We start from the raw sequence: 14,353 nt of genomic DNA on the forward strand, positions 1-14,353 counted from the left end.
GTCGACAGGGCCCGCACCGGCTCCGGCCGGGGAGCAGGAGCAGCAGCGGCGGGCCGGAGCCGCTCGAGCAGCCATCCCGGGAGCAGCTGCGGAACCACGTCCGCGGCAGACGTGCGCCGGTACGGGAGCCCCTGCGCAGCGGAGAAAGAGCCGGCCGCGATGACCAGACCCCCCACCCCGCGCACATCGATTAGCGGTCCAAGGTGGGGAGCAGTAGGCCCGGCGCCGGTCGCGCAGCCGATCAGCGGCCCGTCCTCCGGTTGCCGGAAGTACAGATGAACGCCACCAGAGGGCGTCAGGACCGTGTACGTGTCGGGCCACGCCTCCCCGGCCTCCGTCGCCAGCCGCTCGAGCACGTCGACTCCGCTGCTCGCGTAGGCGTACTCCGGCGGGAGGTCGCTGCCTTCTTTCCGCACGTCCAGGTCAACAACGAGCAGTCCCCGCCCGTCGGGCCCGCCGCGGCCGGTGAGGATGCCGACGTGCGCGCGCTTGAAGCGGCCGGACCACCAGTCCCAGACCTGCCGGGGGTCGGAGAACGGGGCGAGCTGCTCCGCGGTCGCATCCCGCCCGAACCCGGCAACCATCGGGCCTTTGTCGGTTCGGGAGCAGGGGATGACGGGGACACCACGTCCCAGCCACACCATGGCCACGGCCCGCTGCGTCTCGGTCAACGTGCCGGGGATCGGAGCAGCGGCCGGCGTAGACAGAGTGTCCCGTTCGATGCCATGCCGGGGGGTGGGTAGCGCTTTGGCAGCAGGTGCGGTGACCTGCACTTTCTGTGTCATAGCTGCGCCTCATCGCTGAGGTAGGGGGCAGCCACTTACGTAGACACCGGTCCGAGCCCAGTTCTTCCGCGAGCGGAAGAACTAGCTACTCTGGCAATGCACCCCACCATGAGTGCATTGCGTTCGGGTCTGCGTTGGGTGGCTGCCCAACGGACTAGGATTCCCGGAACGCGCCTCACGGGGCCCGCCGCGCCAACGGCGGGCCCCGACGCATTTCTGCACTCAGGCAGAGGCCGGGAGGTTCTGCTCGCTGTTGAGTTCTGAGCTGTGAATCCGGATGAGTCGGCCCGTCGGACCAACTCGCCGCATCCGCAGCTGACCGCTCAATGCCCACCGGGTCACGGTTCGCGTGGAAACGCGGAAGTGCTGCGCTACCTCACTGACCGTCAACCACTCGGGGCCGGTGGACGTTGCGTCCATCTGTGCCCTCCTGCGGCTCTAGTGCTTACAGAGACGATACCGGCCCCACGCGACACCCTGCAGAACCTCCTGAGGGCCTTTCAGGCGCCTTAGTGAGGCACTTCCCTAGGTAGGGAACAGTCCCGCAGCCGAGTTGCAGCACAAGTCGATCCCGAGTCCGTACCCGACTCGTGTCGATCTCGGCTGCTTGCACCCGTTCCGCCTTTCGTCTCGTGGGAGAACCGTATCCGGGAGAGGCGGACTTGTCTGAGGTGCCTTCCCTTGCCTCTCTGTACGTCTGTGGCGGGATTCTGTTACGCCCGGCCACTGTGGCAGCTCCTGGCGCACCAGGTTTCCGGGGTCTGCAAGTCGCGGTCGGTCAGGAGGGCGAGGCGGCCACGTGGGACAGCCCGGGGGCGTACACGTCCTCCCAGTAGGCGAGCGGTCCCTCTTCGTCGTGGAAGACGGTTGAGACGACGAGAACGGCCCGCGCGCTGCTCGAGTCGTCCGGGATGTGGAGTCGCCGGAGTTCATCCGGAGTGGCGATACGGGCGCTGTACCGCTCCGGGGAGAGGTAGACCGGCTGCCCGGTCCGCTCCTCGTAGAGCTGCTGCCACTGCCCGGGGAGGGGCTCCTGATTGGGGAGTTCGGGTACCGCTGCCGCGGCCCTGATGTGGTAGCAGGACACCGAGTAGACGCTCCGCTTTCCGTCCCGCACGAAGACGCGGGTGCGCACGGCGATCTCGTCCCGGAGGTCGATACCCAACGCTTCGGCCGTGACCAGATCATCTACGGACCGCAGGCCGGCCATGTGCTCTACGGAGGTCTCTCCCCCTAGAAATCCGGTACCTCCCCGCTTGATGAGCTCCATCCGGGATGCGCCGGAGCGGTAGGTGGCCTGCTGCTCCGCAACGACCGTGCCGAGGCTCCCCCGACTCGTGACGTGTCCTTCCTGCTTGAGCACGGCCAGCGCGCGACTGACCGTCTTCGCGCTCACGCTGAACTGCTCGCGGATCTCCTGGACGGACGGCAGCGCGTCTCCCGGACCCAACTGGCCGTCCTGAATCAGCGTGCGGAAGTGGTTCGCCACGTCGGCGTACCCCGCCCCGCTTGCCCTGTATGCCACTGGCTTGCCCCTTTCGCGAGTACGTCTCACTCCCGCCAAGGTACATGATGAACGCACAAGGTACATCTCTTGCGTTGCATCAGTTCTATATGTACCTTCATGGGTGTCGCCAAGGTTCATCACGAACCTTGAGTGGCGTCCGTAGTCGTGACATGGCACGGCCCCGGTGGTTGAGACCGGGGCCGCTGTCGGATCGCTGGTTGGAGCGACCTATGACTGAAAGTACCGCAGGTCAGAGCCGGGGTTCCCGGCTCGACACGATGACTCCGGAGCAGCTCACAGCAGCCGAGACGACGCTGCGTCGCGGCACGTGGGCGATCACAGCCGGAGCCGTGCTGTTCTCCGTCCTGACCGTGACGCCCCTCGTGCAGCGGGTGACGCCGGCCGGATGGGGGTGGACGGCACCGATCCTGCCCGTAGTCGTGGACGTAGCCGTCGTCATCGTGGTCAGGCTGGATGCGACCGTCTCCCGGCTCGGTGGCAGCACCGGGGGGTGGCCGGCCGTTCTCCGATGGCTCACGGGCGTGTTCACGCTCGCCCTCAACGTCGGGGACTCCGCACTCAAGGGCGATGGAGTCGGCGTCGCTGTTCACGCGGTTGCACCCCTTCTCCTCATCGTCACGGCGGAGGCCGGGCTCGCGTACAGGCGGAAGATCGCTGTTCAACTCGAGCAGCTCGAACGTTCACGACAGGAGGCCGCGGAGCGTTCACGGCAGGAGGAAGAGACCCGTCGTGAACGCGAGCGGCTCGCCCGTGAACAGGAGCAGGAGCGGGCCCGACAGGCGGAGCGGGAGGCCCGGGAGGACGCGGCCCGGCTCGAGCGGGAGCGCGCGGAGTGGCAGGCCGCGCAGGAGCGGGAGGCCCGCGAGCACACCGCGCAGGTGGAGCGGGAGCGGGAAGAGCGCGCCGACCGTCGCCGCTGTGAGGAGCAGGAGCGGGCCGACCGTGAACGCCGTGAGCGGCAGGAGCGGGAGGCTGCCGAACAGGCCGCCCGTGAACGCGAGCAGAGGGAGATCCGGGAGCGCGCGGAGGCTCTCCGTGAACAGCGGGAGCAGCGCGCCGTGAACAGCGGTGAACAGCGGCCCGCGCTCACGGCCGTGCCCATGAACACCGACCCCGTGAAGATGGCGGAGGCCGACGCCCGGACCTACATCGAGTCGTTCGGCCCCGGCGAGCGAACCGTGCGGCAGCTCGCGGACGCCACCGGGTGGTCCGTTGGGTGGGTGGCTGCCCGGCTCCGCGAGCAGCGTGGCGACGAGGGACCGGCAGTCGCGGGGGTGGCCCGATGACCGCCTTCCCCCTCCCCGAGCGGCAGCCGAACGGCCTCCGCCTCCTTGACCCCTACTGCTGCCAGGGTGGCGCCGCGATGGGCTGGTATCTCGCCGGCTTCGACGTGACCGGAGTGGACAGCCACCCGCAGCCCCGCTACCCGTTCCCGTTCGTGCTGGCGGACGCGGTGAAGTTCATCCGCGAGCACGGCCACGAGTACGACGTCGTCGCGGGCTCCCCGCCGTGCCAGCGGTACAGCGCGTGCCAGCGGATCCGGGGGCGCGAGCACCCCGACCTGATCGGCCCGACCCGGGAGGCCATGCAGTCCACCGGCCGCCCGTGGGTTATCGAGAACGTGGAGGAGGCCCGGCCCGAATTGCGGGGACCGGTGATGATGTGCGGCGCGTCGTTCGGGCTGCACACCTACCGGCACCGGCTGTTCGAGTCGCCGCTCCCGCTCGCCGTGCCGGAGCACCCGCGGCACGCGCACCACACCGTGAAGATGGGCCGACCGCTCCGTGAGGGCGACTGGTATCACGCGGTCGGCAACTTCTCGAACGTCCCCTACGTGCGCGCCGACATGGGGGTGCCGTGGATGAGCCGGGACGGCATCCGCGAGTGCATCCCGCCTGCCTACACCCGGTTCCTTGGCGTACAGGTCGCCGCGCTGCTCGGAGCGGGGGTGGCCCGGTGAGCCGTCGGCCGCCGCTCGGAGCGGCTCGCACCTGGCAGACCGTCATGGAGTCCGCCGACTACCAGTGCCAGTGCTCCGGGGGCCGGTGCGGCTCCCAGCACGCGAAGACCGGGATGCGCTGCCACCGAACCGCAGGCAGCCACCGCCTCATCGTCGCCCCTGCCGATCTGCTCCTCACCCCCGCGCAGGCCGCGGCCGTGCCCACGGAGCAGCTGCACGCGTGGTGCCCCGACTGCCACAAGAAGGCCACCAGCCGGCAGCGGGCCGCCGACCGCGAACTCCGGCAGCACGAGGCCCCCGAGCCTGCCGCCCTGTTCGACCTCTGATCAGCGCCACCGCCCCGGCCACCTGCCGTGAGGGCGCCGGATCGACTCCGGCCCGGGGCACTCCCCATCACCCACCTGACGAGAGCGGAGCAGGACATGGAGCACCTCCCCACCACCCCCGCCGTACAGCCCCTCCCGGGATGGCCCACCGTGCCGGCCGCGCCCGTGACCGGTGACGTGCAGCTCTACAGCGAGCAGTCCGGCACGGTCGTCTACGTCCCCGGGCCGGAGGGCCGCATGGTCGCCGTACTCCAGGAGCACCTGCCGACCGCCCCGGCCCTCTACCAGCCCCGTGACCTGACCCCGCAGCCGCTCATCGACCCCCGGGCGCAGCGCATCGCGGCCGGGGGTGTGCTCGCCGGAGGCGTCGGGTTCGGTGCCAGTCAGCTGCTCATCGGTGCCGGGCAGGTCGTGAGCGCGTTCGCCGGTCTCGGCAGCGTCGTGATGTGGGCCGCTATCGCGGTCGTTGCCTCCCGGCTCGCCCCCTCCCGGACCGCGGTTCACCACACCCACGTCACCAACACGGCCCGGTGGTTCGGGCGCACGACGACACACATCCGCTGACGGCTCCCTGTCGCCCCCGGCTCGCCCGGTGACGGCAGAGGGCCGGACAGCAGTCCGCACCCGACCAAGCAGCAGACGGAGGTCCGAGCATGGCCACCAGCACCAACGGAAGCAGCAGGGACAACAAGTTCGCCAACGTGGGAGCCGCCGCGGGCGGTTTCGTCGGGGGGTTGGGCAGCAGCTTCGTCCCGCCGGTCAACGTGACCGTGAACAACAACAAGGGAGCCGCCGGCCGCCCGGGCGGTGCGTCGTCGCAGTCGCTCTTGCCCTCGCCGGAGTTCTCGTCCCCGGCGCAGGTACGGAACTACTGCAACACCCTGCGGGCCGCGGGCGTGACGCTCTCCATCGAGGTCGCGATGGCAGCGGAGATCCTGCAGAGCGTGCTCGCCGCCGTGCCGGACCCGGAGGGGCGCGCGTTCGGCTCCCGCATCCGCGCGCAGAAGGTCGCCCGCAAGATGCGCAAGAGCGCGGACGCTCTGCGGGACGCCGCGAAGAACGCTGCCGCCGCCTACGCCTCGTTCCAGCAGGAGTACGAGGAAGAGATCAACCGCGTCCGTCACCGCGCCCGGAAGCCGCAGCAGCCGGTCATGAACTGGGCCCAGCAGTAAGTCACGAGGGAGGACAACGTCATGACCAGCAACCGCCGCGCACGGCGCACCGACTTCCTGGACGACGGAACCACCGTCGCGACCTACAACGGTCCCGGCCTGCTGCCCGGACAGGCGACCGGCAGCGGGGGCAGCCTCCGCGGCTACCTCCTGCGCCGCGCGATGCCGCACCTCCCCCCGTGGCTGGGGGTGGGTGGCGTGGGGCTCGCCGGAGGCGGCGCCTCCCTGATGTGGGCCGACTCCGCGGCGGCCGGGGTGGGTCTGACGTTGTCCTCCGTCGCTCTGACCGCTGCCACGTGGTGGGCGGGCCGGTCGACCAGCTCACAGCGTCGACTGCACTCCGCGATTACGGTCGCCGCCGGGTCGGCGTGGTTCACCTCTGCCGCGCTCGCCGGACCGCTCTCCGGCCCGCTCCCGGACCTGTACCTCATGGGCGGTGCCACGCTCGCTCTGTCGTGGAACGTCCGGATGATGCTGCGCACCAGCGACGGCACCGCCGGAGACAACGGGGACAAGGGGCTGCTCGCCAAGGTGGGGCTCGCCCGGGCGCAGATCGGGCAGACCACCGTGGAGCCGAACAGGGTCACGGCGTCCCTGGCCCTCGAGCCGGGGGAGCAGACCAACGACGACGTGACCAAGGCACTCGGCAGGCTTGCCTCCGCGCTGGACGTGCCGACCACCGCCCTGCGCTATCAGGGAGACGCGGACTCCGCGCGGCGCGGAGAGCTGGTCATCGTCCCGGAGGACATGCTGCGGGACTCCGTGGCGTGGCCGGGACCGTCGCTGCCCGGCGGCTCCATCGCGGACCCCCTGGTGATCGGCCGGTACGACGACGGCTCGCCGCTGGTGCTGTGGCTGCCCGGCTCCCCCGCGGACAAGCGCAACAGCACGCACGTCCTGATCGCGGGCGGCACCGGATCCGGTAAGGGCGAGACCGCCCTGAACCTGCAGACGGAGATCCTGTCCCGCCGTGACGTGATCGTGTGGTTCTCCGACCCCAAAGCGTTCCAGGACTTCCGGCCCCTGCTGCCCGCCTACGACTGGGCAGTGGAGGGTGGCGCCGCTACGGAGGCCATGGTGGAGGCGCTCAAGGCAGCCATCCCCGCCCGGACTCGGTGGCTCGGTGCGCACTCCTACCGGCAGTGGGTCCCGGAGTCTGCGCAGCAGCAGACCAGCCCGGCGCACTCCTGCCGGCAGGACGGGCGCGCGTGTGGCTGCGCCGGCATGCCGTTCCTCGTGGCGTGGATGGAGGAGGCCGCGAACACGCTGCGCGCGCTCGGGGACGACGCGTTCACCGGCATCGCGCAGGAGGCCCGGTCCGCCGGTATCTCCCTCGTGATCTCGCTGCAGCGACCCTCTTACGACCAGATGAGCACCAGCACCCGCGCGTCGCTGCCGTCCGTGATCGCGCTCGGATGCGATGAGCGGGACGAAGGGTTCTCCCTCCCGGACGCCGTGCTCGCCTCCGGTGCTCACCCCGGGGCGTGGGGCAACCGCCGGCCCGGATACTGCTACGTCGTCTCCCCCGGCATCCCGGAGGACCGCTACGCGAGCCCGGGCCGCGGCTGGCACTTCCCCGACCGCGTCCTGCCCATGCTCGAGGTGCTCGCGGACTGGGCAGCCCGGAACGGCGCCGATGCCGACCCGATCACGGCGTCGGCCGCGGCGAGCGTCGTCGGGAAGGCGTACACCGACCGCAAAGGCCCGGCCACGGCGCCGGCCGCGCAGGAGGAGGACGACATGGAACACGGCTCCCTCGTGGACCCGGAGGACGCCGACATTGACCCGGAGGCAGAGCTGCCCGAGCCGGAGCAGGGAGACGACGCTCCGATGTTCGGGCAGGAGACCGGGCGCAAGCCGTCCCCCGCGGAGGCCCGGGAGCTGTTCGCCCGCGCGCTCGAGGAGTTCGAGGAGGCCGGGCAGATGATCGTCGGTCCCAAGGACTTCCAGGACTGGTGCGACCGGCACGGGCTCTCCCGGCCGTGGGTGTCCGCGCGACTCACGGAGGCGTACCGGGAGGGCCGACTGCAGGAGACCGGGAAGGCCGGCCGGTGGCGGATCGTCCCCGCCCTGACACCCGCCTGACGCCTGACACCGTCACGGGCGCCTGACACCCATCCCCCTAGGCGAGAGCAGGTGTCACGCCCCCTGACACCCCCTCCTGACGCCGGCCCTGACACTCCCTGACGCCCGAGCCCTCGCCAACCCGGCGGGGGCTCTCGCACGTGTGCGAGGCATCGCACCTCTCGCACTCCTCGCACCAGTGCGAGCCATCTGCAGGACGGGTTCTGCTCCCGAATCGGGGGTGTCGCACTCCTCGCACATGTGCGACTCGTAGGCTCCGGCCATGCATGCACGCACCCACATCACGGCTGTCACGAACCAGAAGGGCGGGGTCGGGAAAACGGCGACCGCTCTCAACGTGGCCGGCGCTCTGGCGGAGGCCGGGCAGAACGTCCTCCTGATCGACCTTGACCCCCAGGGGCACCTCACGGACGGGCTCGGGATCGAGCAGGCCCCCGCCGGGGAGGGCACCGCGAATCTCTACCGGGCCCTCATCGGAGAGTTCACCGGCAGCCTCGCAGACCTGATTGCCCCGCACTCCGCGCCGGCCGGTCGGCTCGACCTCGTGCCCAACACGATCGAGATGTTCATGGCCGTGCGGGAGCTGGACAAGCAGCGCGCGCGGGAGCAGCGGCTCGCTCGCCTGCTCTCCCCGGTCCGCGGCGTCTATGACCACGTGCTGATCGATGCGCCCCCGTCGCTCGACATTCTGACCGACAACGCGCTCACGGCCGCCGATGGCGTGCTCATCCCCGTGCAGGCGGAAGACAGCTCCCTCAAGGCGTTGCGCCTGCTGCTCCCGCAGATTGCCTCCGTGGACGCCGACCTGCGGGACAAGCCGCTGCAGCTCCATGGGCTCATCGTCTCCCTGTTGCGCCGGCCCGCGACGAAGCTTGCGGAGTCCGTCATCACGGAACTCGAACAGCTGGACGGACTTCCGATCCTGGGGACCGTGCCGCTCGGAGTCGTCGTCACCGAGGCATGGCGCTCGGGCCGGACCGTCGTGGACTACGCCCCCGACTCCGAGCACGCGCAGGCGTACCGGACGATCGCGAAGGTTCTGACGGAGGCCGGCCGATGAGCCGCGGTAAGCAGCTGCCGCCCCCGTCCAGCGGCGGACAGGACCTGACCGCCCTTCTCCGGGCTCGCCACACGCGCAGCGACGACGGAGACGCCCCCGCACCGCAGACTCCCGCTCCTGCCGCCCCTGCTCCCGTACAGCGATCCTCCCGGGCCAAGGGGCCGGCGATGGACCGGCGGTCCTGGTACATGCCCAAGGAGTCCGCCGACGCGCTCGCCGCGGCCGTGGAAGAACTGCACTTCGCCACCCGGCAGCCCAAGCACGTCATCATGGCGGCTCTCGTCTCCGTCGCGCTCGAGCAGCTCCCGGCCGTAGAGCAGCGCATCCGCGACCGGTAGTCGCACCTCTCGCACCTCTCGCACCTCTCGCACTTGTGCGAGCCCTGTCCCGCCCGGGCCGCGCGGCGCGAGCCGTGCGGAACCCTCGAACGGCGGCCCGGTCCCCTCGTGCGCCTCCCGCCCCGCACCCGCCCTGCTCCCTGCCCTTCCTGTTGCTCCGGCGGGGGGTGGGTGGCGTAGAGGGGATGTCCGGGCATCCGGAGGCCCCCGACCATGGGGCTCGACTTGCGACGACGACGCTCCCCGGAATCCGGGCAGCGCAACAGATAGCGCAACAGTTGGTGCAACAGATGTGGGCCCATTTATCGGCCCCGACCACGGGCCCCGGATCAGCCCCCGGCAGCTCCCGTTCCTCCGGGCCCGAGCGAGCGGCGCGCGGACCGCAGTACGGGCCCTTGCGGGGGTTGCTCGCCCTCCGCTGCCTCCCGGCCGCCCTGCGTCTCGCAGAGCCTCTCCACGGGCAGCAGACGTGCTCCTGCTGCCTCCCCGGCCGGACCGCTCGCGGTCGGTCCCATGCCCAGCTGTCGACGCGTCACGGGCTGATCCTGCCGCCCTCCTGTCGGTGACCGAACGTCACCCCCGACTCCGGCGAGCGTCGTTCGTGTCCGCTGCTGTCCCCTCGTGTCGTCCCTGTCGGCCCCGAAACGCTCTCACCAGTAGTGTTACATCTATGCCAAAAAGTGTGTACAGTCGGAGGGTCGGCAGCCGACCGGGCAGCCGCCATGAGGGGGCAGACCATGAGCGACTACCCGTACCCGATCGATCCCGTTCCGGCCGGACCCGTAGAAAAGTCCCCGCGCGGATTCCGCGACGACGACGACAGCCGGACCGCACTGCTCGCAGAGCTCGAGGCGGCCGGAGTCGAACTGGGGGAGTACGACCGGCGGATCGTGGACTGGCTTGCCGGCTGGGAGTGGTCCACCGTCGCCACCATCGCGTCGTGGGTGAAGCGAGCAGGGCAGGAGCAGGGCAAGTGAGCACGCCCCGCACCCCCGCTCTCCGCCTCGTGATGCTGCTCCGGGTTTCCACGGCCGGACAGCTGGACGGGTACGGGCTCGAGGCGCAGGAGAAGGACTGCCGCCGGTGGGTGCGCGCAGCCGGCCCCGGGCTCGGAGGTGTGCGCATCGTCCGCGTGTGCACGGACGGAGGCGTAACTGGGAAGGCCGGCGACGACGAACGCCCCGGACTGTCCGAGGCACTCCAGCTCATCGCGGCCGGCGAGGCTGACGGCATCCTCGCGCCGAACCTTGACCGCGTTGCCCGCGAGCTGACGCAGCAGGAAGCCATCCTGTCCGTGGTGTGGGCCCACGGCGCCCGGGCGTTCACCGCCGACCGCGGCGAGCACCTGCCCGACGACGAAGACGATCCGATGCGCACGTTCGTCCGGCAGGTCATGGGAGCAGCCGCTCAGCTCGAGCGCGGACTCATCGCGAAGCGGCTGCGCAACGGGCGCAAGACGAAGGCAGCCAAGGGCGAGTACGCCTACGGGGCTCCGGCCTACGGGCAGCGTGCGGAGGAGAAGGCGCTCACCGTCGACTCCGCGGAGGCTGAGGTACTCGAGCAGATGCGAACCTGGCAGACGGAAGGCGTGCCCATCCGCCGTATCTGTGAGCGGCTCAACGCGGCCGGCATTCCCAGCAAGCGCGGGGGGAAGTGGCACCCGACCACGGTCGCGCGGCTGCTCTCCCCGGACGCCAGGGCAGCGGCACGTCGGCAGTCGGCGCAGGCTCGCGCAGCCGAGCGGGAGCAGACGAAGCGGCAGCGCGCCGACCGCATCCTGTCCCGGCTCACCTGACCAACGCCTAACCCAACCAACGCCAGGCCCGACCACAACCCCGACCACGGCAGGCCAGAGGCCCGCAGCCACAACGGCCGCGGGCCTCCTGCTTGTCGCTTGTCGCTTGTCGCTTGTCTTGTCGCTTGTCGCGCAGCAGGTCACTACGCGCATGGTCGGGTCCGACCGCAGGGTCGGCAGACGACAAGCGACAAGCGACAAGCGACAAGCCTCACGGGGCCTCACGGGTTTCTGGACTTTCTGGACCGCCCTACGCGCGCGCACGCGTCAGGGTTTTGGGACTTTTGGCACCGCTCAACGCGCGCGCACCCGCGAGGGGAGCAGCCCCTCCCCGACCTCCACGCTCGACCGGGCCGTATTGGCAGCCCGGACCCTGTACGGGTTTCCAAGGACGAGCAGCCTGCATCCGGTTACTGCACGGCTCCCGCGCGCGGTAAGACTTTCTCTACTCCATCAAGGCCCGCCCGAGCGGGCCGCGGCCCGCCGGTCCGGCCGGCCGCTCCTGCCTCCGTCACGCTGCCGACCGACCCACGGGCCGCACCATGAGGGACCGGTGGCACCCAAACCGCGCGCGTCCGGTCTGTCCTACTTCCTCGCGGGACACCTCGATATCCATCGTTTCTCCTCTCCGGCACGCTTGCGCGCCTAACCCCCGGCTCAGCCACGGTTCCGGCTGTCCGGAGGGGACACCTTTTCCACCACGAGGAGAGCCATGCCGACCCACGACCGCACCCTGCTCGTCACCGTCGCCGCTATCGGAGCCGCGCTCGCCGGAGTCGCCGTAGTCGTCGCTCCCTCCCTGCTGCCCGTGCTCGGGGTGACGCTCGCCGCGTTCACCGCGCTGATGCTGGTTCTCAAGCCGTGACGCCGGCCGGGAGCAGCAGTACGTCACCGGGCCGCCCTGTACGTGAACGTGATGACGTACCGGGGTGGGGGAGGACTCCCCCAGGCGCCCGACCGCGGACCGGGAGGTGCTGCCGGCGTCTCCCTGTACGGGTCTGGGGAATCCCGGCGCGACCGGTCGCGACACCTGCCGCGCGCGGGAGACCAACGCCCCTACCGCCAACCGCCGCGCGAACGTGCCGCGCCAGAACACACGCTTCGCGAAGGCACGTCGTCGGCCGCGGCTCAAGGAGAAGAGCAATGGGGAGCCGCTACGCGGCACGCCCTTCGAGCGGCAGCCGCCGGAGCAGCCCGAGCCCGTCTCCCGTCCGGCGGGGGGTGGATGGCTCTTCTTGGCTACCCACCCCCCGGCGGAGGCCGGGAGGGGTCCTGTCGGGTGCCGTCCAGGGGCCGAATGTGGTTGCCTAACGCAACTAGTGTGTAGGGTTGTGAAGGGTTTTCCGAAACTCTCCATGCGTGCGCACATGGAGGATTACCGGGAAACCCTTCATCTCCCTACACTCCTGCAGGTCAGAGCGTTTTACCCCTGCACGTGCGAGAGCCCCCACCCGATTATCGGAGGGGGCTCTCGCAGAGGTGCGTCAGTCGTCGTTCTCGTCGTCCGTGCCGGCGAGCATCAGGCCCCTGTAGACCTGCCCCGCGCTGCTCCGTTTCTTCTCGTATCCGCGGTTTGCGAGAGACTCCGCGAACTGCTTCTCGCTGTCCGCTTTCTCACCGCTTGAGAGGCACCATGCAGTCCATGCCGTGAACAGATCACGAGCCTTCACCGTGCCGTGAGGGCTGCCGATGGTCCGTTCTTCGAGGAACCTGCCCAGCACGTCAGAGGATGCTTTGTACTCCTCCGTGCGCACACGCACGACCTCCGGCGGGTTAAGTCCCTGCTCCTGGTAGGCGAGCCATCCCTCGTACACCCACGCCAGCACGGCCGGCGCGGCAGCCTTGAGCCGCTCGGGCAGTTTCCCGTCCCGCTCCTCTTCCGGGATCACCACGTCGAACGGCACCACGAGGATGCGGCGCCACACCGCCGGATCGTCGCCGCTCACGGCAGGCAGGTGGTTGGTCATCATGACCAAGGTGTGGGAGGGGTCGAACTGAATTGGGTTCTTGTGCATCAGGTTCGCTTCGATGGGATCACCACCGACCAACCGCTTCATCGCGGCCTCCGCGAACCTGCGCCCCTTCTCTGTCTCCGAGCAGAAGGCCAACCGGGCGCCACGCAACCGCATCTTGAACGCGCCGTGTCGCTCGTGCTTGGACTCCATGAGGATCGTCGGATCTACCTCGATCGCGTAATCCCCGAACGCGTTCGCCACGGCATCCCGGAGCGTGCCCTTACCGTTGGCGCCGCTGCCCGTGAAAATCGGCATGACGTGCTCTCGAACCTCCCCGAGCATCGCGTAGCCGAACAGCCGTTGCACGAACGACCGCACGTCGTCGTCCGGGAGGATGCGTTCGAGGAACGCCTCCCATTCGGCCGCTCCGTCCTCCGCGTTCTCGGCATCGTCCAGCCCAGCACCCGCCACTTTCGTGATCAGGTCATCGCGTGAGCAGTCCCGGATTTCCTCGGTGAGCAGGTGCACCGTGCCTGTAGGCGTGTTGAACAGGTACGGGTCGGAGTCCAGCCCCTTACTCGGAGTCGAGACCGGCGCGAGACTCGACGCAATCCGCGTGATCCCCTCGAGCCCGCTCGCGCTCTCCGACTTCCTCGCGTCCTTGTACAGATCGTCCCGGTCCTGCCCCTCGAGCTGCTCAAGCTCTCGCAGAGCAGTCTTGACCGTGGAGACTGCCGCCGCGATATCGACGCGCTGCTCATCCATGAGCCACCGGGAGCTGTCCCACTCGTGCCACCCGAGCCCGTGTACGTAGCGCAGTCGCTCGCCGTGCTCCGCGATGAACCGTTCAGCCATACGCAGTTGCCCGCGATGCTGGACCGGACGGGCAGGACGCCGGATCACCTTGCGCTGCGCCGGGGGCTTGGGAGGCTCGCTGCTGGTCTGCTCGCCGGCCCACATGTCGTCAGTCGTCGTCACGCGGCACCCGCTCCCCGGCCGGCGAGCCCGCGTTCCCACCCGGATCGGATCGTGCGCTGCGCCTCCCGCTCACTCTGCCCCGAGCGCAGAGCAGCGGCGAGCAGCTGCTCCCGCACCGTTGTCTCGTCCAGCACGGCCGGCGCCGTGTCGTGCAGCTCCCCCAGCCGGCGAGCAGCCGCGAACAGGCGTCGATTCCGCTCGCCCTCCGGTGCGTCGGCCACGTCGTCCGCGGCCCCGTTGAGCGCAGCCGCGGCGTACCGGTCGGCCCGGGAGGCAGTCGACAGGGCCCGCACCGGCTCCGGCCGGGGAGCAGGAGCAGCAGCGGCGGGCCGGAGCCGCTCGAGCAGCCATCCCGGGAGCAGCTGCGGAAC

The 14,353-nt window shown here is 70.2% G+C and carries 15 protein-coding genes and 1 pseudogene; 11 read left to right on the plus strand and 5 right to left on the minus strand.

Going from position 1 to position 14,353, the window contains the following annotated elements:
- The 3 genes from ACGF3J_RS38530 to ACGF3J_RS38540 form a co-directional block, all read right to left on the minus strand.
- Positions 1–584: bifunctional DNA primase/polymerase (locus ACGF3J_RS38530; protein ID WP_393856099.1), on the minus strand; the 584-nt coding region annotated here is incomplete at its 3' end.
- A 423-nt stretch (positions 585–1,007) separates the two neighbouring features.
- Positions 1,008–1,205 carry a helix-turn-helix domain-containing protein gene (locus ACGF3J_RS38535; RefSeq protein WP_393856100.1) on the minus strand — a complete coding sequence of 66 codons (198 nt, stop codon included), beginning with the start codon at positions 1,203–1,205 and terminating at the stop codon, positions 1,008–1,010.
- A gap of 358 nt (positions 1,206–1,563) precedes the next feature.
- Entirely contained in the window at positions 1,564–2,310 is a 747-nt protein-coding gene (locus ACGF3J_RS38540; RefSeq protein ID WP_393856101.1) for a GntR family transcriptional regulator, read from the minus strand.
- A gap of 422 nt (positions 2,311–2,732) precedes the next feature.
- On the opposite strand from ACGF3J_RS38540, the gene ACGF3J_RS38545 reads away from it, so the two are divergent.
- The 11 genes from ACGF3J_RS38545 (at position 2,733) to ACGF3J_RS38595 (ending at position 11,914) form a co-directional block, all read left to right on the plus strand.
- Positions 2,733–3,599, plus strand: coding sequence for a DUF2637 domain-containing protein (locus tag ACGF3J_RS38545; RefSeq protein ID WP_393856102.1), 867 nt, complete (start codon positions 2,733–2,735; stop codon positions 3,597–3,599).
- The gene (locus ACGF3J_RS38550) at positions 3,596–4,273 is read left to right on the plus strand and encodes an SAM-dependent methyltransferase (RefSeq protein ID WP_393856103.1); all 678 of its coding nucleotides are present in this window, start codon (positions 3,596–3,598) and stop codon (positions 4,271–4,273) included. The genes ACGF3J_RS38545 and ACGF3J_RS38550 overlap by 4 nt, the downstream gene beginning before the upstream one ends.
- Positions 4,270–4,599, plus strand: coding sequence for a hypothetical protein (locus ACGF3J_RS38555; protein WP_393856104.1), 330 nt, complete (start codon positions 4,270–4,272; stop codon positions 4,597–4,599). The genes ACGF3J_RS38550 and ACGF3J_RS38555 overlap by 4 nt, the downstream gene beginning before the upstream one ends.
- Before the next feature lie 96 nt (positions 4,600–4,695).
- Positions 4,696–5,163, plus strand: coding sequence for a hypothetical protein (locus ACGF3J_RS38560; RefSeq protein ID WP_393856105.1), 468 nt, complete (start codon positions 4,696–4,698; stop codon positions 5,161–5,163).
- Between the two features lie 89 nt (positions 5,164–5,252).
- The gene (gene traA, locus ACGF3J_RS38565) at positions 5,253–5,771 is read left to right on the plus strand and encodes a plasmid transfer protein TraA (protein WP_365739622.1); all 519 of its coding nucleotides are present in this window, start codon (positions 5,253–5,255) and stop codon (positions 5,769–5,771) included.
- A gap of 21 nt (positions 5,772–5,792) precedes the next feature.
- Positions 5,793–7,856: a plasmid transfer protein TraB gene (gene traB / locus ACGF3J_RS38570; RefSeq protein ID WP_393856106.1), complete on the plus strand. Its 2,064-nt coding sequence runs from the start codon at positions 5,793–5,795 to the stop codon at positions 7,854–7,856.
- A 262-nt stretch (positions 7,857–8,118) separates the two neighbouring features.
- Positions 8,119–8,916, plus strand: coding sequence for a ParA family protein (locus tag ACGF3J_RS38575; protein WP_393856107.1), 798 nt, complete (start codon positions 8,119–8,121; stop codon positions 8,914–8,916).
- Complete coding sequence (locus ACGF3J_RS38580) at positions 8,913–9,254, plus strand: hypothetical protein (protein ID WP_393856108.1); 342 nt, start codon at positions 8,913–8,915, stop codon at positions 9,252–9,254. Before ACGF3J_RS38575 ends, ACGF3J_RS38580 begins: the two co-directional genes overlap by 4 nt.
- 737 nt (positions 9,255–9,991) lie before the next feature.
- A complete protein-coding gene (locus ACGF3J_RS38585; RefSeq protein WP_393856109.1) occupies positions 9,992–10,231 on the plus strand; it encodes a hypothetical protein in 240 nt (79 codons plus the stop codon).
- Positions 10,228–11,049, plus strand: coding sequence for a recombinase family protein (locus tag ACGF3J_RS38590; RefSeq protein ID WP_393856110.1), 822 nt, complete (start codon positions 10,228–10,230; stop codon positions 11,047–11,049). Before ACGF3J_RS38585 ends, ACGF3J_RS38590 begins: the two co-directional genes overlap by 4 nt.
- Before the next feature lie 712 nt (positions 11,050–11,761).
- Complete coding sequence (locus tag ACGF3J_RS38595; protein ID WP_393856111.1) at positions 11,762–11,914, plus strand: hypothetical protein; 153 nt, start codon at positions 11,762–11,764, stop codon at positions 11,912–11,914.
- 619 nt (positions 11,915–12,533) lie between these two features.
- Here ACGF3J_RS38595 and ACGF3J_RS38600 read toward each other — a convergent pair.
- A complete protein-coding gene (locus ACGF3J_RS38600) occupies positions 12,534–13,982 on the minus strand; it encodes a phage/plasmid primase, P4 family (protein ID WP_393856112.1) in 1,449 nt (482 codons plus the stop codon).
- Positions 13,979–14,353 (minus strand): annotated as a pseudogene (locus ACGF3J_RS38605) (DNA primase); the annotation flags it as partial. The gene ACGF3J_RS38600 and the pseudogene ACGF3J_RS38605, both read right to left, overlap by 4 nt.

Origin of the sequence: Streptomyces sp. NPDC048171 (assembly GCF_043202655.1) — a bacterium.
In the GTDB taxonomy this organism is placed as follows: Bacteria; Actinomycetota; Actinomycetes; order Streptomycetales; family Streptomycetaceae; genus Streptomyces.